This window comes from Algibacter pacificus (assembly GCF_008033385.1).
GTDB lineage: Bacteria > Bacteroidota > Bacteroidia > Flavobacteriales > Flavobacteriaceae > Algibacter > Algibacter pacificus.
In genome coordinates this window covers 71,021-92,151 of record NZ_VOGY01000009.1, presented here as the reverse complement: position 1 = coordinate 92,151, position 21,131 = coordinate 71,021, and the positions used below count along the sequence as shown (strand labels likewise).

Annotated in this window: 18 protein-coding genes; all 18 read right to left on the bottom strand. The window is 30.9% G+C overall.

Features of this window, described 5'->3' with window-relative positions; genetic code table 11:
• Position 1: 1 nt before the first annotated feature.
• The 18 genes from FQU21_RS13845 to FQU21_RS13760 all read right to left on the bottom strand — a co-directional run bounded on the left by FQU21_RS13845 (position 2) and on the right by FQU21_RS13760 (position 21,129).
• Positions 2 to 1,006: a glycosyltransferase family 2 protein gene (locus FQU21_RS13845; RefSeq protein WP_147678605.1), complete on the bottom strand. Its 1,005-nt coding sequence runs from the start codon at positions 1,004 to 1,006 to the stop codon at positions 2 to 4.
• Positions 1,006 to 2,037, bottom strand: a complete 1,032-nt coding sequence (locus FQU21_RS13840; RefSeq protein WP_147678604.1) for an exostosin domain-containing protein — start codon at positions 2,035 to 2,037, stop codon at positions 1,006 to 1,008. Before FQU21_RS13840 ends, FQU21_RS13845 begins: the two co-directional genes overlap by 1 nt.
• Positions 2,030 to 3,580, bottom strand: coding sequence for a glycosyltransferase family 2 protein (locus tag FQU21_RS13835; RefSeq protein ID WP_147678603.1), 1,551 nt, complete (start codon positions 3,578 to 3,580; stop codon positions 2,030 to 2,032). The genes FQU21_RS13840 and FQU21_RS13835 overlap by 8 nt, the downstream gene beginning before the upstream one ends.
• The gene (locus FQU21_RS13830) at positions 3,577 to 4,722 is read right to left on the bottom strand and encodes a glycosyltransferase family 4 protein (protein ID WP_147678602.1); all 1,146 of its coding nucleotides are present in this window, start codon (positions 4,720 to 4,722) and stop codon (positions 3,577 to 3,579) included. The genes FQU21_RS13835 and FQU21_RS13830 overlap by 4 nt, the downstream gene beginning before the upstream one ends.
• A complete protein-coding gene (locus FQU21_RS13825) occupies positions 4,713 to 6,113 on the bottom strand; it encodes a glycosyltransferase family protein (RefSeq protein WP_147678601.1) in 1,401 nt (466 codons plus the stop codon). Before FQU21_RS13825 ends, FQU21_RS13830 begins: the two co-directional genes overlap by 10 nt.
• An 11-nt stretch (positions 6,114 to 6,124) precedes the next feature.
• The gene (locus tag FQU21_RS13820; protein WP_147678600.1) at positions 6,125 to 7,009 is read right to left on the bottom strand and encodes an N-acetylneuraminate synthase family protein; all 885 of its coding nucleotides are present in this window, start codon (positions 7,007 to 7,009) and stop codon (positions 6,125 to 6,127) included.
• A 4-nt stretch (positions 7,010 to 7,013) separates the two neighbouring features.
• Positions 7,014 to 8,168: an acylneuraminate cytidylyltransferase gene (locus FQU21_RS13815; protein ID WP_147678599.1), complete on the bottom strand. Its 1,155-nt coding sequence runs from the start codon at positions 8,166 to 8,168 to the stop codon at positions 7,014 to 7,016.
• Positions 8,169 to 8,254: 86 nt separating this feature from the next.
• The gene (locus FQU21_RS13810) at positions 8,255 to 9,154 is read right to left on the bottom strand and encodes a hypothetical protein (RefSeq protein ID WP_147678598.1); all 900 of its coding nucleotides are present in this window, start codon (positions 9,152 to 9,154) and stop codon (positions 8,255 to 8,257) included.
• 2 nt (positions 9,155 to 9,156) lie between these two features.
• On the bottom strand, positions 9,157 to 10,593 hold the full coding sequence (locus FQU21_RS13805) for an MBOAT family O-acyltransferase (RefSeq protein ID WP_147678597.1): 1,437 nt from the start codon (positions 10,591 to 10,593) through the stop codon (positions 9,157 to 9,159).
• Positions 10,594 to 11,472 (bottom strand): glycosyltransferase family 2 protein, encoded by an 879-nt coding sequence (locus tag FQU21_RS13800; protein WP_147678596.1) that lies wholly within the window; start codon positions 11,470 to 11,472, stop codon positions 10,594 to 10,596.
• The gene (locus tag FQU21_RS13795; protein WP_147678595.1) at positions 11,469 to 12,623 is read right to left on the bottom strand and encodes a glycosyltransferase family 4 protein; all 1,155 of its coding nucleotides are present in this window, start codon (positions 12,621 to 12,623) and stop codon (positions 11,469 to 11,471) included. Before FQU21_RS13795 ends, FQU21_RS13800 begins: the two co-directional genes overlap by 4 nt.
• A gap of 3 nt (positions 12,624 to 12,626) precedes the next feature.
• The gene (locus tag FQU21_RS13790) at positions 12,627 to 13,805 is read right to left on the bottom strand and encodes a glycosyltransferase family 4 protein (protein WP_147678594.1); all 1,179 of its coding nucleotides are present in this window, start codon (positions 13,803 to 13,805) and stop codon (positions 12,627 to 12,629) included.
• A 32-nt stretch (positions 13,806 to 13,837) separates the two neighbouring features.
• Positions 13,838 to 14,782, bottom strand: a complete 945-nt coding sequence (locus FQU21_RS13785) for a glycosyltransferase family 2 protein (protein WP_147678593.1) — start codon at positions 14,780 to 14,782, stop codon at positions 13,838 to 13,840.
• Positions 14,783 to 14,902: 120 nt separating this feature from the next.
• Positions 14,903 to 15,826, bottom strand: coding sequence for a glycosyltransferase family 2 protein (locus tag FQU21_RS13780; RefSeq protein ID WP_147678592.1), 924 nt, complete (start codon positions 15,824 to 15,826; stop codon positions 14,903 to 14,905).
• The gene (locus tag FQU21_RS13775; RefSeq protein WP_147678591.1) at positions 15,819 to 16,478 is read right to left on the bottom strand and encodes a class I SAM-dependent methyltransferase; all 660 of its coding nucleotides are present in this window, start codon (positions 16,476 to 16,478) and stop codon (positions 15,819 to 15,821) included. Before FQU21_RS13775 ends, FQU21_RS13780 begins: the two co-directional genes overlap by 8 nt.
• Positions 16,475 to 17,767, bottom strand: a complete 1,293-nt coding sequence (locus tag FQU21_RS13770; RefSeq protein ID WP_147678590.1) for an ABC transporter ATP-binding protein — start codon at positions 17,765 to 17,767, stop codon at positions 16,475 to 16,477. Before FQU21_RS13770 ends, FQU21_RS13775 begins: the two co-directional genes overlap by 4 nt.
• 1 nt (position 17,768) lies before the next feature.
• Positions 17,769 to 18,641 (bottom strand): ABC transporter permease, encoded by an 873-nt coding sequence (locus tag FQU21_RS13765; RefSeq protein WP_147678589.1) that lies wholly within the window; start codon positions 18,639 to 18,641, stop codon positions 17,769 to 17,771.
• A 100-nt stretch (positions 18,642 to 18,741) separates the two neighbouring features.
• Positions 18,742 to 21,129 carry an exopolysaccharide transport family protein gene (locus FQU21_RS13760; protein WP_147678588.1) on the bottom strand — a complete coding sequence of 796 codons (2,388 nt, stop codon included), beginning with the start codon at positions 21,127 to 21,129 and terminating at the stop codon, positions 18,742 to 18,744.
• Positions 21,130 to 21,131 lie beyond the last annotated feature (2 nt).

Sequence of the window (21,131 nt, the reverse complement as noted above, 5' to 3'; positions counted from 1 at the left end):
TTTATTCTCTTAAAATTTTCGGTTTATCAAACAGTAAAAACAACCATCCAATAGTTCTTCCTAGACTACCGGTTAAGGCTTCTTTTTTCTGGTTAGAATTTATAATATTTCCAAACCTAATTAAAGTTAATAATAATGATGTAGCATGGAATTTAAATCGTGCATTAAGATTTGGTTTCGGATATTTTACACGCCAAATATACCAACTGTTTCTAACCACCATTTTACCATAACGATATTGATTAGGGCGCCCTGAACCATCATGATAATGCGCTAAATTAGCCTTAGTATTAATATATAATTTTCCAATTTTAGCAAGTCGTAAAGAAAAATCGGCATCTTCATACAAACCATAACCTTCAAAATAGGTTGAGAATTTTATTTTCTGAAACACTTCTTTTTTATAACTAGATACTCCACCCATTATTTGTTCTACTTCATAAATTTTACCCGATGGCGGTAAAAAACTAACGGAACGTCCATGTGCAAAGGTTGGCAAAAACCCTGGAGCTTTATCAGGTTGTAAACCTAGTTTTTTTCGCATTTTAAAACGAGATGGCTCATTTCTCATCCAACCATCATAATAAAATTTTGATGGATTATTTTTATTATCTGATGCTTCCCACTGAACTTCGTTTGTAATATATCCACCAACTGCTAAGGCTTCTGGATGGGTTTTGTAAGTGGATAATAATTGTTCAAAATAATGAGGCTCCAAAACCACGTCGTCATCCAAAAAACAGATGATATTTGATGTGTTAGATACTTTTGAAATACCAATATTACGTTGTTTAGTCAAGCCTCTATTAGCATCATCGACTTTATAATAGCTTAAATTTTTAAATGTATTTTTATTTAAAACTGTTTCCGTTTTATTATCTGTAGAACCATCAATAATTAAAATTTCATCTGGATACAAAGTCTGTAAAGTTACAGATTGTAATAACGTAACAATCGCTTTGGACCGCATGTATGTGCAAATTACTAATGAAAATGATGGACTCATTATTGTTTTATTTTTTTAAACTGCTTAGCTATTTCTATATAATAAACATCGCGTCTTAAAGTCGTTAACCATAACTCACGATTTGATTTTTGTATGTTTTCAAATTCTGAATCCGATAAACTATTATGAAATTGTAATATTTGCTCCTCAATACTTTCAACTTTAGTTTCATCTAAAATTAAAATATGCTTTGACCAATCCATACTATTATGCAAAGGCAAACGACAATCTGTATTTAATAAAATCGGGATCCGTCCTACAGCTAGAGCTTCATAAAAACGAACTGAAAAATTACCCACTCCTCGACTACAAAATGTATATGCATTATTGAAAATATTATCGTAAAATTGTTGCGTACTTTCTTTTTGCGTCTGCACCGTATGTGATCCCGCCCTGTATTTGTTTCGTAATATAAATTCTGTTTTTAAACTGTCTTTTGAGGCTAATTTACTTAAATAATTTGCACGTTTGATACTGGAAGGATAAAAGGATTGCTTATCAGCGAGCAACCTGTTTAAGATTCTTTTTACTTGATATTTTAAATGATTGGTATATTCTTTAAAATATTTTAAAAGTCCAGATTGTGCATGACCAACAAAGCCAATACTGGGCTTATTTTCTTTTTTTAAAGGTAAAAAACCATTAGGTAAATATACGGCATAAGGATCATTAATAAAAGAAGGGATAATATTGGTAGTACGATCTAATTTACTATCAAAACCGCCTAACCTAAAAGTATAACTGTTGGCTATATAAGTAGAAAACCCATAATCGCCAGCCGTATAAATCCATATTGGTTTTTGATGTTGCTTTGCTAATTGAAGTAAACTTATAAATGCGGCATTTTGTTTTAAAAACATGCCGTAATCAACAGGAAACACAACAATATCGGCATCCGAAACAGTATCCACTATTCTATAATGCTCTAAAAGAGTTTTATTATTCAAAAATACCAAATCGAATAACAACGGAAAGACTTGACGTCGATACGTTTCTGTTAGAAATTCTTTTTTTGTGTATAGTTTAAGCATTTGTTTTAGACTTCAGTTTAGAACTCCATAATTGACTCTGTCTCCATTGTTTATTATAACTCTTTATATAATTAAGAGGGTTTTTAGTTTTAGTATGTTTAAAGTTACGGATACCTAGCAATAATTTATAGCCTAAAAGTTGTTCCTTTGTAAAATATGTTTCATTCAAAAGCATAATAGTTGGAGATGGCTTAGGCTGAATAGCATCATCTGCCCAAGGCTGTTTCACTTTAGTGCGGTACCCACCAATTGGCGCTTTAATATGATCTATTTTTATATCTGAAAAATAAATAACATCCTCTCCAGACAATCTAATTTGCATTCCAAAATCGGTATCCTCTCCATAATTAAACTCATACTTTGAATTAAAAAAAACAGTACTAAGCAAGCTGCTTTTTATAATAGCATTTCCCCCTCCGAAAATAGAAGTCTGTCCCGTTTTAAAAAAGGATTGTTTTTCATGTGATTGTAAATATACAGTCAAACCAGAAGCAACTCCAAAACATGAAATACGATCCAATAATTCCTCTATTAAAAACTCATTAAATCTATTATCATCATCCCCCAATAACACCCATTCACTAGTGACTTGAGACAATGCCATATTACGAGCATTGACCACACCTAATTGGTGCGTAAAGGTGTGTTTAATAATAAATGGCCAATTTTCAGTTTTTAAATAGTCTAATTCAGACACCGATTCCTGTAAAGGATTCTGTTCTACAATAATAACGTTTTTAGGTAAGAGCGTTTGTGCTGCTAAATCTTGTAAAACATCATATAAGTATTGTTTACGGCCTATGGTTGGGATAATAACATCTATTGTTTTAGTATCAATTATTGTTTTAGTAGATTTTACAGGTATGGCTTCCAAGTTTAAATCCGTTGATAACTGCTTAAAAAACAAACTTTTTAGTAAAGGAAATAATACTATTTTCTTTTCATAAACAAAATAACTTATTGATAAAAAAAACACCCAAACCCATTTATAATGTTGCTTTACAAATAGAAATAAATCAGATATTGAAGCTTGTTGCGTTTCAACTATAACCGAAGTGTTTTCTTGTAATAATTTAGGTTCTGAGTAACAGAATAAACCATTTACCATAGCCCGTTTAGCTAAGGAATTTAAAAAATAATCGAAGCTTACTTTAGGATTCAACTGATTTACTAAAGAATTAATAACACTAGAATATACACCTCCAATATTACTACTTGTTAACCAAGTAGGATAACTTACTGATGTCTTTATTTTCAAGAAAAACTCTCGATCGATATATCCTATTTGATTTGGTAAATAATTAACAAAAGAAGGATTGTAGCTGGCCAATATCCGTTTATGATGAAAAATAGATGAAAGAGCTGCTGTATTAATACTATTAACAAAAGCTTCGTGACACCAAATAATTAAAGTCTCAGGAAATTGTTTTGATACTTCAATTAATGCAATTGGAATCTGCTTATTCAAAGACACTTCTATTACCTCCAAATCAAAGTTTAAAAGCTGTACTGTTTTAGTATTATCATGGACTAAAATGATCATGCAAGAATCGTTTTATAATATGCTATATTAATTTCTGCATTAGTATTAATATCAAAAGTGGACTCGACTTTTTCTCTTGCCTTCCCCCCTATTTGCAAACACAACTCTTTATCGTTAAAAAGTTGTAAAATGCGTTGACCATACTTTTCAATATTTGAGGGATGAACTAAATAACCATTAATACCATCGTCTATTAATTCTTGCGCCCAACCTATACTAGTATTAACTACAGGTTTTTGTAAAGCCATACTTTCTATAGTTACCATACCTAAGGTTTCTGCAAAACTCGGAAACACACATACATGTGCTTGTTTTATTTGATTTTTAACTTCGGAATATGGAATTTGTCCTAAATACTCAACATTGCTTTTTGCTTTTTCAGAAAACAAATCTTGCATTAATGCATAGGTTGACGTTGATCCTGTTTTTATATCAGGCGCATTGCCTCCAATTAATTTTAATTTTGCATCAGGCTCTGCTTCTATAATTTTATTGAAAATTTCAGCCAATTCTAAAACGCCTTTTTTACGAATCATAGTCCCTATATAAAGTAGAGTTTTATCTTGGTAAACCTCGGGATTTTCATTTTCGAAATGATCCAGTTGCAACCCGTAATGAATCGTTTTTATTTTTTTTCGGTTTAAACCAAATATTTTAGCCGTTTCTTCACCCGCAAAAGTGGTTGGAGCAATATAAGCATCAGCATTAAGTAAGGCCCATTTTTCAAAAACAAAATTTTTGAATTTTTGTTTACGTTTATCCAATTTACAAAAATAAGCATCACTGCCATGAAACCGAATAACCAATGGCCCTTTTAAACGCATAAATGCTGTAATCCCCGTCCAATCTGGGGCTTCTAAAATATCAATTTGCTTTTTATTAACAATTTTATTGACATAATTCTGAATGTGTTTCCTATAGAAAAACCATGTAAATAATTTGTAATTTTTCTTTTTTATAAGATGAATTTCCACACCTTGATCTACAAAAACAGCATTTTCATTTTGATGATATACAAAGACTGTAACATCAATACCTTTTTTTACTAAAGTGATGGCTAGATTTTTAATACTGGTTGCAATACCGGCTGCATGGGTTACTTTCGGATGTGGATATTCGGACGTGATGTAGCCTACGTGCATGATATAATTTTATTTATAGCCTCCCAAATCTTCTCAGAAGCTTTCGTTGGCGTTTTACCAACAATAATCTCGTACCATTTTTTGCCTTCTTCGACATTAGATAACTGTCCATCCAAAATTTGCTTAACTAAACCCTCTAGTTGTGTTTTGTCTGTACAAAACACTGCTGCTTTATCACTTGGCATGGATCTAAAATGCACATATTTATAATTTTGCCCAATGTCTCGAATGCCCTTTTTAAGTTGTGGTTGTTCATAATTATAATAAATACACGGTTTGTTATGCGCTACAAAATCGAATACTGTGGACGAACAGACGTTGGTTACAAATTCCGAATGTTCACAAACATTATACAGCATTTTAAAGTCTTCCTTTGCTGGTAACACTTGATTCCATTGGTCACCAATCTGTTTCCAAATGGGGTCTATAACTTCAATAACATCTTTATTTGCTTTTATAACGGCATCGTATCTTGTGGTAAAATCTACTGGACACTTTCTATAGATAATCCCTAAATTATAACCTTTACCGTTTAAACTACGTACGGCGTTTGCTAAATCTTCTAAATAAAACTGATCTAATGGAGAAGTCGTTTCATCATCCCCAGAATAGCAGATATATTTTTTGTTTTCGTCTAAATTATTTTCTTTAAAAAATTCCGACCGAGTTTGTAATAAACGCGTATCATAATGAGGTTCAAATTGTGGTGTACCGGTAACAAAAACCTGTTCTTCCTTTACAAAAGGATAATATTTTAAAACTTCTTCCTTCATTAAATCGCTCCAAACAAAATAGAAATCGGTTTCTACTACTTGCATGGCTTTGGGCACATTATCCCAAGAATAGACAAAAGCTACGGTAGGAATCCCTAAATCTTTTGCTGCCAACAATGCACTTATCGATTGAGTAGCACGTTGGGTGGTACAAAAAACCAAATTAGGTTTATGTTCCTGTAATTGAGCTTTACAATACTTATATTTTTCGGTGGAACGTTCTAAGGTATTTATCTTTTTTCGTATTTTAATAATCCCTTTTTCTGAAGAATTCAAACCTATTAAAAGCGAAATATAACTGCTTTTAACACTGTTTTTTAAACCTTTATAACTTAACGGAAATTTATAGGTTGGATAGACCTCATCATTAAATTTATCTCTTGAAACATTAAGTTCAATACGTTTTCTAATTCTTGAATAAATTGGCGTTAAGGGATGAATTTTATGGTTTTCAATTTTAACTTCGTTAAACCCTAAATTATCTTTTAAAGAGAATATGGTATTGTTCCAATAATGAATATCGAAACTCATTTTTTCTCCAATATTTTTAAAATCGGTAAATGCAAAATTCCTTAGCCCAACGCCATCGGGGAAAAACACAAAAATTTTATTCTTCATTATTAAGTTTTCTATCCTTTTTGATTCTTTAATTTATCGCGTTGTACCTGTTCAATAGGTAAAATATCTTGATTTTTAAAACTTAATGCTTTATGTACTGCATTTAAATCTCGAGACAGTTTACGTAAACCCATAGGTTCTAAAGACGCTGCATGGTCGGTCCCTTTCCAAGTTCTATCTATGGTATAATGGCGCTCTATAACATTTGCACCCAAAGTATATGCAGCAACATCCACAGCAATCCCTAAATGGTGACCAGAAAACCCAATATGCTTTACTTCATCTTTATACTTTTCTATTAAAAGATTAATATCTAATAAGCAAACATCCTCAAATGGTACGGGATAACCCGATGTGCAATTATAAAGCACTAAATCCTTATTCCTACTGTATTTTTTGAAAAGTGACACCAAATCTTCAATTTCATTTTTGGTTGTCATACCGGTTGAAATGTGCAGTTCGCCTTTATAATTCTGACACAACCATTCCAACATAGCCATATTATTATTACAGGCTGAAGGTATCTTAATAAATTCTGGATTTAAAGCGGTTATTTCCTTAGCTGATGTCACATCCCAAACGGAGGTTGAATAAGTAATTCCAATCGCTTCGCAATAGGTTTTTAATTCCTGATGCTGGGTCAAGCTGAACTCTAAAAATTCCCGATGCTCACCATAAGTATCGCCATATGAATTTGCAGGGTTTGGGTGTGGTTGGTTGTATTGTTCCTCGGTTAAAAGCTCCTTATTATGCCGTTTTTGAAATTTTACCGCATCGGCATTACAAAAAATCTTGGCAACTTTAATAAGTTCTTTGGCTATTTCCATATCACCTTTGTGGTTGCACCCTATTTCTGCAATAATGTATGGCTTTTTATATAATTTTACTTGAGACATATTGTTAAAATCGTTTGTTATAATTCATTATAAACTGGCAAGCCTCTCGAATGGCTCCTGCTCCTGAGTTTTTTGATAGTACCACGTCGGCATTCTGCTTCACCACATCGGTAGCATTGTTGGGAGCTAAAGACCAACCTACACTACATATATTGGTTAAATCATTAACATCATCTCCCAGATAAGCGACATTATTAATTGATATATTTTCTTTTAATATAATATTTTGAAGCAGCGTGTATTTGTCTTTTACCCCAAGAAATACATTTTCTATTTTAAGTTTTTCCATACGACGCGCAACGAGTGCTGAGTTTTCGGAAGTCATAATCATGACTTTTACATTAAACTGACGTAGAATTTCTAAGCCCATGCCATCTCGCATATCGAAGCCCTTTGTGTGTTCACCATCTTTAGTATAAGTAATAGTACCATCGGTAAAAACACCATCAACATCTAACACCACATGGGTTATTTTTTTAGATTCCTTTGCCCGTTGCTGGCGGTTAATTAATAATTGTTGGATAGCGATCCAATCACTTTCGGAATCAATTTCCATCAAAGAATCTTCACTCATTTTAACCACTGCCACTTTATTCCCCAAACGATTTTGGTTTTGTAACAAAGCCGTTTTTGTTATGGTATAAACAGCTCCATTTTCTACTAGTAAACCATCAAAATCTTGACGCCTTGGACGTTTTAGGGGATTGTAATTTATCGGAGTTCCGTCACTATTCCATAAAAACCGATGGGTATTCACGACAGTTAAGGCAGAGTCATAATTAGCACTCAGTTTTTCCAAACAGGTATTTATATCACTTCTTTGAGTAAAAGGTGATGTGGCCTGCAGTAAACAAAACACATCAAAATTATAATCTATTTTTTTGCAAAATTCTAAAATTGCAGATTCAGTAGAAGCGGTATCTGTAGCACTTTCGTCACTTCTTAAAACAGCTTTTACTTTATGAGTCCAATGATATTCTTTAGCTATAAAATCAATAATATTTTCATCATCAGTATAAACAAAAACTTCATCTAAATGAGAAAAAATAGCTTCACATAAAACCCATGTAAATAATGGTCGGCCAACCATTTTTCGTTTGTTTTTATTTGGGATGCCTTTAGAGTTTTTTCTTAGAGGTATAAAGCCTATTTTTTTCATAGAATTATTGTTTGTAGGGCGAAGTGCTAAATATAGATATTTTTATACTGAGAATAAATACTTTTAGCTTTCATTTTTTTGCCTCTTTAAAGACTTTTTATAAACTGACTAATTTCTGTCGTAAAAATTTTAGCGCCATCTTTTGTTAAATGTGAAACATCATAAAAGTACCTGTCATTTTTATACGCGGGATTTAACGTATCATAAACAAACACCTTGTTTTCTGGAAACATAAGCTGTTTAAATCTATTGTAAAAATTAGAATTAAAAACCATAAAATTTGGTGGAAACACAAAAATAATTTGAATATTGTTTTTTTTACAAATGGACTGCATGTTTTTAAAGGCTTGAATATAACTAGCCGTCTCAACATGTATTGAATAATCTGGCAATACCTTAGAATAAACCAACTCGCCTTTAGGTTTCAATATAATAGGTCGCGATCCACAGGACTCAAAAGGATTTAAACTAGGCGGGTTTACCTTGGTTGTTTTAAACATATTGGTGCTAACCCTATCTATGTATAGTAATTTAGACAAAACTGTTCGCTTGTCTTGATTAATTAATTCACTATTAATATAATTATATTTAGACAATGGGAATAAGCGATCGTTTCTAAATCGCATTCCTGTATTTCCATTAAATTCTGCAGGATTATCAATAGCCATTACTATTTTTTTAGGCGGATTATTATACGCAATAACCGTTTTTAAAATAAATTCTTGATATAATAAATTTGCTGCTTGATAAGACAAATTATACGATGAAAACCCTGTTTCCTTTTCTAATTGAGCCGCTAGTATATTGCCACTCCCTCTCGATGAGCCAAAAACCAGTAGCTCCTTATTTATCTCACCTTCCATGAGCATCTCTAAACGCTTATCATACTCTAAACTAGAAGCTCTATCTAAAATAAAATAACTACACTGAGCTAAAACAAAAAAAACAGAGCCAAAAAATGTTATATTTTTAAAAAATGTTTTCATACCTAAAATTGAAAATAAATAAATTCTTGTTCTTCGCCCTTGAAAATAAAAATACACCCAATTAAAACCATGTAAAAAGCCCAACGAAGTGCTCTACTGTTATTAGAAAACAAAGTTTCTAATGTATGTTTACCATGTCTCCCCAACCATTCAATTATAATAAACAACACAACAATTACAATTAAATAGGTTGGCCGTACCGTTGGAAGTTTAAATAACGTATTCGAAAAAATTCTAGAAATAAAATTCATGGCGTGTGCTATAGAGTCAGCTCGAAAAAATATCCAAGCAAAAACAGACAAACAAAAGGTAAACCCCATTTGCAACAGCTCGATAAATGAAGGCAAACTACGGTTTTCGGCAACAATATTCGTGTTAATTCTATTTCTATGCCATAATAAAAGCGGCAAAAAATATAACGCGTTTAAAAAGCCCCAAACAATATACGTCCAGTTTGCTCCATGCCAAAAACCACTCACTAAAAATATAATCAAGGTGTTGCGTACACTAACTCTAGTACTGCCTCTACTTCCACCTAATGGAATATAAAGATAATCACGAAACCAAGTAGATAATGATATATGCCAACGCCTCCAAAACTCAGCCATATCTCTTGAAAAATAAGGCGTTGCAAAATTTTGCTTTAAGTTGAAACCAAACAATCGAGAGGTTCCGATAGCAATATCGGAATATCCTGAAAAATCACCATAAATTTGAAATGTAAAAAACACGGCACCAATAACTAACGTACTACCCGAATACTCGTTTGTATCATTAAATATTTGATTCGCATATTCGGCACAATTATCGGCAATGACAATTTTTTTAAATAACCCCCAAAGTATTTGTCTACAACCATCTACCGCTTTATTGTACTGAAACTTCCGTTTTTTATAAAACTGAGGTAATAAATTTGTTGCTCGCTCTATTGGGCCTGCAACCAATTGCGGAAAGAAACTAACAAAGGCTAAAAATGAAATAAAATCTGTTGTGGGTTCTAATTTCCGTTTATAAACATCTATAGTATAACTTAAGGTTTGAAAGGTATAAAAGCTAATCCCTACAGGTAATATAATATTTAACGTATTTGAACTAATTTGCTTCCCGAAAAATGAAAACACCTCAACAAAATTATCTGCAAAAAAATTATAGTATTTAAAAAAACCTAAAAAGCCGAGATTAAAAACTATACTTAACCCAAGGAGTCGTTTTCTTCTTGATGATTTTCTATCCTTTTTTAGTTGTAATCCAATACTATAATCAACTATAGAACTCAAAAAAATTAAGGCTAAAAACCGATAATCCCACCAACCATAAAACACGTAACTAGCAACAACTAATAACAGGTTTTGATGTTTTAAATTTTTACTCGTTATAAACCAATACAGCAAAAAAACTACAGGTAAAAAAACGGCAAAATCTAAAGAGTTAAAAAGCATTTATGCAGAATAGTTTAATTGTTTTAAATCGAGCTTTATGGTTTCGGGTTTTACTGGCTTCCTATATTTTAAAACCCCTGGCAAATTAACTAAAGTAGAAAAACACACCTTGAAAAACAACTTAAAATAATGAACATCACTTAACGCATATTTTTTAAAATTGTGAAATAATAACTTTATTATTTTAAAAACGGGGGTTGGATAATAAACTAAATAAAACCTTATAGCATTTTGTAATTGATGCTCAAAACGGAAATAATTTCGACCTTGAAGTTTTCTTTTTTCAATATCTATACGATGATTCACTTTTATATCGGGTTGATAAAATATTTGATATCCCAAATCTAAAACCTCTAAAGCCAAGGCGGGCTCTTCTCCATAAATATCAATCCATAACGGAAAACCATTGGTTTCTTGATACACTTTCCTTTTAATGGCAAACCCACAACCAACAAAATCTTTTGTAAAATGAGCAACTCTATATTTTGATTGTTTTAAAGCCTCTGCATCCGACAAAAACAAGCCTCGTACTTCCTGAAAAGCTATAATACCTATATTGCTATTTTTACGAAATACGGTTTCAACCTCCTGAATAAAATTTAACGATATGGGGTGTGAATCATCATCCAAACCAATAAAAATATCGCCTTTTGCTTTTTTATAAAGAACTGCTCGAGCTGGCGAAGCGCTTACCGATGGTTTAGCAACCGTCCATTTTACCCAATTATATTGTGTAACTAAAGGCTCCGTTTTACTGCAGCCATCGATAAAAACTAAAACTTCATGGATAGACAAATCGATTAATGCTTTCAATCGCATCAATGTAAACACCAAATCTTCTGGTCTATTTTTAGTAACTATTAAAAATGAAATTTTCATTTAAAGGGTTCTGCTTTTATATTTTTATAAAGCTTTACAATTTGCGGTAGCAATTTACTTCTATTATAATTGCTGTTTATAAAATTAACATTGAAATTTTGAGCTTCTTTTCGTAATTTTTCATTCTTCAAAGCTTGTTCTATTAGTTTAGCTATGACTTTTTCATCTATCGGATTATCAATTAGTAAACCGTTTTTATTATGTTCGATAACCTCATCCCCTACACCTCCTGGATTAGATTGAATAGGAAATGCTCCCATTCCCATTGCTTCTAACAATGCATTTGGCATACCATCGGAAATACTATTTGCTATATGGATACAACTTGCTCCCATTAAAGCTAATAAGTTTCTGTTTGGGATAAAATCAGTTCTATAATAGATTTTGATATTTAAATTTAAAAGAAACTTAGATTGATCTATCTGGAGTTTCAACCCCCGATCGGCACTATAAATTATTATCTTTTTACTAGTTAGTAGAACTTGATCAACTAGCTCTAAAGCTTTTAAAACGATTGAAGCTTTCCCAACACCATCATCATACCCTTTTATTAAAATAGTGTTTCTTGTTTCACTTATTTCTATATTGGATTGATTAATGTCTATACCTCCATTACCTGGGAACACCCCCAAAAAACTAGAATTAAATCCATTTTGGATTGCTATTTTATAATCGCGTTTGCAATCGGTAATTAAATAGTTTACTCGAGCTAAAAATGTTTTCACCTCAATTTCACCAACCCCTAAAGCTTTATAGTTAAACATATCACTACCCCAAGAAGAATAAATTAAAGGGGTTTTATTTTTTAGCATTATTGGTAAAATTGGTAATCCTGCCAGCTGCATTTCGAACACATGTACAACATCTGGCTTGATTTCATTTAACGTTTTTTCAAACGTTGAAAGCACTGAATTTTCATTAAACCTTTGAATGCTCTTATATAGTTTGGGAGTATTCTTTTTAATTGAAGATCTCCACGGAAAATCCCATCGCAATTTCCATCCTTTTATTTGGGTGACCCATTTTATTTTTTTCGACTTAGGACCACCGTCCGTAACATCAAACCAGTACACATGATATCCAGAGTTTTTCAACTGGTTTATCCATTGAAAAAAATGATGATTTGGTATGGCGACCATTAGTATTTTCATTGTTTACAAAAATAAGTCTTGATAGGATTTATTGAATTTTTCAATATTAAAGTGTTTTGTGGCATATTTTTTTGAGTTAAAAGCTAATTTGGACATCAATAAGTTATCGCAAATTAAATCTTCAATTTTCTCAACAAATTCTTCAATTAGTACTGCTTTAGATTTAGAATTTATTAACATTCCATTTTCTAAATGACTAACGTGTTGACTTATACCACCAACATTAGTCGATATAGGTATTACTCCAAATATCATAGACTCCATAAAAACCATTGGAAATCCTTCTGAAATAGATGTTATTACCACTCCTGTTAGGCTCTTATACAATTTATTCATTTGAGTAAAATTTGTAATTTCACCTAAATATTCAACTCCTGAATTGTTTATTAACCTGATATTAGGTTTCATTCCGGTTCCTGCCATTACAAAATGAACTTTAGGATATTTTATTTTTATTTGTTTGGCTACGGCTAGAAAAATTTCAGGCCGTTTTTCTTCAGACCATCTGCCAACAAATCCAAATGTAATATTGGTTTTAGATTGATTTTTTTCTGTATCGGCTTCAATAATATTAATACCATTTTCTATTATTTTAATCCTTTCAGTATAAGTTTTATTAATATTATTTTGTTTATAAATTAAAATTAAATCGTTTTTTGCTTTTTGATTAATACACACTCTATAACTTATGGTTTTAGCCGTTTTTGCAAATGTTAATGCACGTTCATCGTTTGGGCTTATGGCATGAATTAAATCTATTTTTTTTAAATGGTTATCAAACTTGGCTACTACCGAATAAAAATAATTTGTGTTACTGCCAAAAACAGTATGTATTGTATTACTATTATTTATGGTTTTAATTATGTTTTTGTCTAAACGCTTTTGTAAAAAATAAGATTTTTTATTTCTAATACTATTTATTTCAACAATTTCGGCATGCTTTTTAAACGCATCATAAAAATTAGTGGTTGCCGATAAATGGGTGAAAATAACACAACATTTTTGATGACTTAATGCTTTAACAATGTTAAGGTGTACTTTTTCGGCACCTCCGGTGTGATAGTATGGTAAAATAAAAACAATATGGGCTTGTTTTATTTTTTTTGTTTCAGTAATTCTGAATTTTAAATAATTAAAATAACCTTGAATTACTTTAATGATCCACTTTATAAACTTAATCATTTTTAAATAGGCGTTTTTTTTATTAGTAAAAACTAAGTTAAGTTTATAATTAAATCTTTTAGCTTTCTTTTCAAATAATAAAACACATTATGAACAAATAACAACCCCTTTAGTTTAAACTTTTTAAATATTGAAATTATTTGATGTTTATAAAACAAATTAATTAACGTGTTATTCTGTTTTACTAAATTTAATTGGCTTGGAAACATAAAATCTCTAAACCAAACTTTTAAATAACGGCTTAAATACTTTTTTAAATCTGTTTTGTTTACCTCCTCTAAGCTTTGACTTACTTCTGGAATAAATAGTATCAAACTTTGGTAGTATTTATCTTTTAATGCCACCCAATTTATTACATTCATATTATAAACGGTATCATAATTAGCTTTGGTAAAAACCTTAAACTTTACATTTGGCACAAGCAAAGCTCTTATCATTAACTCTGGGTCATTTAGTCTTGGGTAACTGGCTTTAAACCCTTTTAGGTTTTGTATAAATTCTTTTTTCCAAATAGGACACATGGTTTGCCAATGCAATTTGTAATTCAAAAAATCGTTTAGATAAGATTCACTTTCCGGGATTTTATAGTCAATAATTTCTCCCTTTTTTTTTATTGCCATGGGAAAAACTAAAAAATCTTTATCCCGATTTCTTTCAAATTCAAGTACTCTATTTTCTAAACAGGTTTCCATAAGATAATCATCAGAATCTAAAAAAATGATATAATCGCCTTTAGAAAAAAACAATCCTATATTTCGGCAAGACGACGCTCCTTTGGTGATATCTGAAGAGCGACTTAATACTTTAAAACGAGCATCTTTTTCTGTGTATTTCTTTAAAACCGGTAAAGTATTATCTATAGAGCCATCATCAACAATTACACATTCCCAATTAGAATAAGTTTGCTTTAAGATAGATTGAAGCGCATTTTCAATTACATGCGATCGATTATATGTAGGAATTATTATTGATACCATTTATCCAAATTATATTATTTTTAAAACATAAAATATCAATTTAACACTATCCAACCTTGATGTTTCTAGGTTGAAATAATTACATTTAGTACAATTCTAAATAATTATACAAAAATTACCTCACTCAATATAGTGCTTTCCTAGTTTCTTGTTTATAGTTCTACTAATGTATATACCCTCTTTTATTCTTTTTATTAACCTAAGTTCTGCCTTACAGTTATTAGCGATTTTAAAACTAAATTTTAAATATGATTTAAAAAGTCTTTTCTTTAGCACTTCAATCCTATTATAGATTAAAGTTTGACTTTCAATATTAACATTGGCCCATCTAATTTTGTACTGTTTTTCTTTTTCCTTTATACTATTATAATCTACATTTTTTTGATCTAAAACACGCTCTCTATCGTGCATAATAAATGTACTAGTTACTACACCTACTTTAAAACCATGATAATTTAACCTTTGGCAGTAATTAACATCTTCTCCATAATGAAAAAACAAAGGATCAAACCCCCCAATTTTATCTAGTGTATTTTTTGATAATAGCCAAGCTGCGGCATTAACAAAAGGAACTTGATATATTGGGTATAGTTTATTCTTAATTGCATCAAAATAAAAGGTTTCATTATAATCATAACTTAAATAATGTGAAAACAACCTATCTAATTTACTCCCTTCTCCATTAAGATGTATTGGGCTTAAAACTCCATATTCCGGATTGTTTTTTTGATGCCAAACTAACTTTGCTAAACAATCATCAACAATATAAGCGTCTTGATTTAGTAAAAAAACATGATTAGCTCCATGTTTCAACGCAAAAGAAATCCCTAGATTATTTGCTTGACCAAATCCTAAATTAAAACTCTGCTTAAATAGTTTTATTTTTGAATAATTATTTTCAATAAAAGAAACGGTTCCATCTTTAGAATTATTATCAACAACTATAACAGGGTAATCTTTACAACTGTCTAAACATTTTTGCAACCATGGCATTCCATTGTAGGTAACAATAACAATATAAATTTTATCATATTTATTACACATGCGAACAGACTATTATATGTTGAAATGTAACCCACTCTTTATTAATTTTCTTAATAATATTATACTTCCAATTAAATTTAGATCCAATAGCATCTCTGGCTCTTAATTTGGCCTCATAAACATCCAAATTTAATTCACTATGAGCTACTAAACTTTCTACATCTTTTTTTGTAAACCAACGTAAATGTGTTGCATCAAATATTCCTCTGGAATTTTTAGGCCAAGTTCCTTTTACAAATAATTGTATAAATGTTTCTACATGAGCTATATTGGGTAATGAAATTATGATTTTACCATCAGGTTTTAATAACGTTTTTAATTCTTTTAAAACAGCATATGGATCTAATAAATGCTCAAGAATATCTCCAAATAAAATATAATCAAACTTAATATTACATTTTAAAATGTCACTTCTAAAAGATTTAGAGTTTAGGTCACCTGCAAATACTTTGGAATAATTATTTTCTGCAACTGCAGACATCTCTTTATCAAACTCAATTCCATATACAATTTCCGCAATATCATTCTCCAACAAATAATTTCCGTTAGTTCCATTAGCACAGCCAACATCAAGTACATTATTATTCTTACCTGAAATATATTTTATTAAGTCTGACCTGAGTCCTATATAAGATTGATTAAAATTTTTCAATTATTTTCTTGTTTTATTATAGATTTAAAATGAAAATTGCCCCAAGAATTATCCCATTTATAAGTATTCCCTCCTTCTAAATTAATCTCATTAAAAACATCAAATCCAATGGCTTCATATACATTATCCAACATTTCAAGGTTATTTTCTCTAAAGCGTCCTTTTGAAATAGAAAAATTCATATAATATTCTCCTAAAGCTAAATTTGAATTTAATATTGTTAGGTTTATTTTCATTTCACCTTTGTGAAGGCGAAAAGAGTCTGAGAAAAAAGAACCAAGTATTTCTTCTTTACTATTGCAAATAGTACCTGTTACACATACCATGTTATTAACAAAATTAATTGTTTTCAAAACAATTTCTAATTCTATTACTTTATTTAACAATGACTCTTTAGATATCAATTTTACACTTTTCAGTATACTTTCTTTTGATCTGCTTTTTCTTCTGTGCGCATCGTTTAATAGAACATAATTTTTATTAATTTCTCTTGTATTTGAGAAATAATAATCGACACTTTCATTTTGACCTCCATCAAAAACAATTCTACCTTGCTGTAAAACAATTGCCCTAGTACACAAATTCTTCACCGCCGCCATATTATGACTAACAAACAACACCGTTCTCCCTTCACCACGTGAAATATCCTGCATTTTCCCAATAGCCTTCTTTTGAAACTCAGCATCTCCTACAGCAAGGACCTCATCAATCACCAATATTTCAGGCTCCAAAAAAGCAGCGACTGCAAAGGCCAAACGCACCGTCATACCCGAACTATAGCGTTTTACCGGAGTATCTATATAACGTTGACAACCAGAAAACTCTATAATTTCATCAATTTTGGATGCTATTTCTTTTTTAGTCATTCCTAAAATAGCACCATTAAGATAAACATTTTCACGCCCAGTCATTTCACCATGAAACCCTGTACCAACTTCTAATAAAGACGCGATACGTCCTCTAGTTTTAATTTCTCCAGTGGTTGGTCCAGTAACTTTAGATAGAATTTTTAAAAGCGTAGATTTCCCAGCGCCATTTTTACCAATAATTCCTAAAACTTCGCCGCGCTTAACTTCAAAATTAATATCTTGTAATGCCCAAACATATTCAGAATTTCCTTTAGTGCTTCGATCGTTAGATTCGCCTACTTTTAAATAAGGATCTTCTTTCCCTCGTATTTTAGACCACCAGCGGTTTAAATCGTGACTAATAGTTCCTGTACCAACAAGCCCCAAACGGTATTGTTTTGAGATATTCTCGGCTTTTAAAATAATATCTTTATTCCCCATATTAAACCGTATCTATAAATGATTTTTCAGTTTTATTAAATATAACTAATCCTACCAAAAAAAATACGACACTCACAATTCCAGCATATAAAAATCTAGAAAACAAAAAATCTCCTACACCTAAAGTCATATACCTAAAGAGTTCAATAATAGTTGCCATTGGGTTATATTCTATAATCCATGAATATTCCGGTATTTTTTCCTGAAAATAAGATAGAGGATACATAACAGCCGATGCGTACATTAAAAGCTGTACACCAAAACTAACCAAGAAAGTTAAATCACGATATTTAGTAGTCATAGACGAAATAACCATCCCAAATCCTAAACCAAACAGTCCCATAAAAGCTACTAAAACGGGTAATAAAAGTAAGGAGAATTGTGGCAAAGCACTATAAGCTGAATCTGTAAAAAACACAAAATAAATATAAAAAAAAGTAAATACTAAAAGTTGAATCCCAAACTTAATTAAATTTGAAAACACCACAGATAACGGGGTAATAACTCTTGGAAAATAAACTTTACCAAAGATACCTTGATTTGCTTTAAAAGTATCACTAGTACCTGTTAAACATGAGCTAAAATAGTTCCAAGAGGTAATCCCTGCTAGATTAAACAAAAACGACGGGATACCATTACCAGTAGGTATAGCTGCTAAATTATTGAAAATTAAAGTAAATATAACACTTGTAAACAAGGGTTGAATAAAATACCATAAAGGGCCTAAAATGGTTTGCTTGTATTGCGTAATAATATCACGTTTTACAAACAAAAACAACAAATCTCGATAACGCCAAATTTCTTTAAAATTTAGATCTATCAGTTTTTTCTTAGGAGAAATAGTATAAAGCCAATTTGTATCTTGTTTATTCAATTTTTATTCAATTAATTATTATCCATTTATATAGACAAACCCGCTATATTAAGCTACTATTTTGATTTACTAAATTTATTTTTTTCTAATATTTTACTTATCATTCATCATGATAATCTCCGTAGCCGTAGCCGTATCCATAGCCGTAGCCATAACCATGCTTGCCTTTTACATTGTAGAAATTATATATAAAACTTATATTTTTTACCACACCATTTTTATACTTGTCATTAATTAAGGCCAGCATATCTTTTTGCGTATAATCTTGCCTAATCACATAAAGCGATGCATCTACATATTCTAAAAGTTCCAAAGCATCAGCTACCAACCCTACGGGAGGTGTATCCAGAACGATATAATCATATGTGGCTTTTAGTTCATCAATAAATTTATCCATTGTTTCATTTATCAAAAGCTCAGAGGGATTTGGCGGTACTGGACCAGAAGTAATAACATCTAAATTTTCAACACTAGTGTTTTGAACAATGTCGTTTAATGAATTTTGACCAATTAAATAATTAACCACTCCAATGTTATTTTTTAGTCCAAAATCATCAAAAATCCTAGGTTTCCTTAAGTCTAACCCAACCAAAACAGTGCGCTTACCACTTAATGCAAAAACCGATGCTATATTTATAGCTGTAAAAGTTTTTCCTTCTCCACTAATAGACGATGTTACTAACACCGTTTTGCTTCCAGCCAAATCATATTTTTTATATATAAATTGTAAGCTCGATCGCACCCCCCTAAACGCTTCTGCAATAGCAGACTGAGATTTATTTATAACGACTAAGTTGTTAGCTAAATCATTTTGCCCAATAACACCTAATAATGGAATACTGCTCAATTTTTCTAAATCTGCAGGCGTATGAATTTTAGTATCGAAAAATGTAACAATAAATGCAATTAAAAATACCGGGATTAATACCGTAAAAAAAGCAAATATATATCGTGTATTTAAATTAACCGTATTTCGTGTTTGCCCTGTATCTTTTGCTGGTTCTATTAAAACAATATCCGAAACATTAGAAGCTTTGATTAAATCGGCTTCGCCTCGTTTTGCTAAATATAAATTATATGTACTCTGACTTAATAAATATTCGCGTTCTATACCTTCTAATTTTTGTTGACTTTCAGGTATTACAGAATACTTATGTTTTGAATTATAAATCTTAGAATCTAGCACTTTTATCTGTGATTTCAAATTCGATTTGGCAGAAGTAATATTTTCTAAAACCACTTGTTTTAAAGCAGTAATCTGTCGATTTAAATCATCAAAAACAGAAGCATCATCCCGCACTGAATAAGCTAATTTAGATTTTTCGGCCGATAACAACACTATTTTAGACACATTACTCCCTATATTTCCATCGGCAATTCCTATCGCTGTAGGTGCCTGTAAATTACTATAATCACTATTGGTTATTAAATAGTTTTTCAATAAATCTAAAGATAAAATCTGCTCATTTAACGATTCTTTTTGTCCACTATAATCTTCAATTTTAGTATTAAGTAATGTACGCTCTTCTTCTATATTAAATAACTTATTTGTTTTTCTGAAATCGTTTAAAGAGTCGGCTTTTTTTGTCAGCTCTCGTTTAACTCGTGCTAACTGCTTATCAATAAAGGATATCGTATTAATAGCGTATTGATTTTTACGTTGCAGTTGATCGCGATCTAGAATAAAAACTGATGTATTGATATAATCGACTATTTTATCTTTATTTTTATCGGTTAATTTCACGGTTAATAAAGGTGAGTTAGCTTCATTTCGAACTGAATAAGCCTTAATAAAACTCGAGACTGTTGCATTAAAATTATTAAACTGAATAAAATATTCCGATTGTGGAACAAGGCGCAAACCATCTCGTTTAACAAGTCTGCCTTTTAAAAATGGTAAATCTATCGCTTCCTCAAATTGGTAAATTCTGGATAGCTTTTTTTCGCTAACAATCAACGACTTAACATCTTTATCCTTAAAATTTTGTACTGCAATTTCTTTTTCTTCTCCAAAAGTGTAAGTTAATTGAAACGTATTTTCATTTAAAAGTGTAATTTTTAAAGGGTGACCTATTATTTGATAACCATCATGATTAATTTCAAATTCAAATGGGGCTTGCTTGTATATATCTGTTTTATAAAAACGTCCTTGTTTTAAATAAGTTAGATATAAATTTAAACTATCTACAACTTTCTCATGGTGTTTTCTAGATGTTAGATTTAATAAAACTTCTTGAACTTTCCCTGAAATACCCCCATAGTTAAAAACTAAACTCGTATTTGAAGTAAACAACGGGTTTTTATCATCTTGAACTGTAATCGACGCCCCTAAAGTATAAGGAAATTCACGCCTAATGTTTTGATGGTAAACCACATAAAATGCAATACACAAACCTAACACGATCCACTTCCAATAACTTAAAGCACGAAAAAGAAAGTCCTTAAAATCAAAATTTTGACTATTTTGTAAACCCAACTCATCTTCCATAT

Bases quoted from the DNA above. Each gene is read 5' to 3' on its own strand.
- FQU21_RS13770 (WP_147678590.1), bottom strand. From the start codon at position 17,767: ATGGGGAATAAAGATATTATTTTAAAAGCCGAGAATATCTCAAAACAA.
- FQU21_RS13780 (WP_147678592.1), bottom strand. From the start codon at position 15,826: ATGTGTAATAAATATGATAAAATTTATATTGTTATTGTTACCTACAAT.
- FQU21_RS13790 (WP_147678594.1), bottom strand. From the start codon at position 13,805: ATGATTAAGTTTATAAAGTGGATCATTAAAGTAATTCAAGGTTATTTT.
- FQU21_RS13835 (WP_147678603.1), bottom strand. From the start codon at position 3,580: ATGATCATTTTAGTCCATGATAATACTAAAACAGTACAGCTTTTAAAC.
- FQU21_RS13840 (WP_147678604.1), bottom strand. From the start codon at position 2,037: ATGCTTAAACTATACACAAAAAAAGAATTTCTAACAGAAACGTATCGA.
- FQU21_RS13785 (WP_147678593.1), bottom strand. From the start codon at position 14,782: ATGGTATCAATAATAATTCCTACATATAATCGATCGCATGTAATTGAA.
- FQU21_RS13825 (WP_147678601.1), bottom strand. From the start codon at position 6,113: ATGAAGAATAAAATTTTTGTGTTTTTCCCCGATGGCGTTGGGCTAAGG.
- FQU21_RS13810 (WP_147678598.1), bottom strand. From the start codon at position 9,154: ATGAAAACATTTTTTAAAAATATAACATTTTTTGGCTCTGTTTTTTTT.
- FQU21_RS13760 (WP_147678588.1), bottom strand. From the start codon at position 21,129: ATGGAAGATGAGTTGGGTTTACAAAATAGTCAAAATTTTGATTTTAAG.
- FQU21_RS13830 (WP_147678602.1), bottom strand. From the start codon at position 4,722: ATGCACGTAGGCTACATCACGTCCGAATATCCACATCCGAAAGTAACC.
- FQU21_RS13805 (WP_147678597.1), bottom strand. From the start codon at position 10,593: ATGCTTTTTAACTCTTTAGATTTTGCCGTTTTTTTACCTGTAGTTTTT.
- FQU21_RS13815 (WP_147678599.1), bottom strand. From the start codon at position 8,168: ATGAAAAAAATAGGCTTTATACCTCTAAGAAAAAACTCTAAAGGCATC.
- FQU21_RS13795 (WP_147678595.1), bottom strand. From the start codon at position 12,623: ATGAAAATACTAATGGTCGCCATACCAAATCATCATTTTTTTCAATGG.
- FQU21_RS13800 (WP_147678596.1), bottom strand. From the start codon at position 11,472: ATGAAAATTTCATTTTTAATAGTTACTAAAAATAGACCAGAAGATTTG.
- FQU21_RS13845 (WP_147678605.1), bottom strand. From the start codon at position 1,006: ATGAGTCCATCATTTTCATTAGTAATTTGCACATACATGCGGTCCAAA.
- FQU21_RS13820 (WP_147678600.1), bottom strand. From the start codon at position 7,009: ATGTCTCAAGTAAAATTATATAAAAAGCCATACATTATTGCAGAAATA.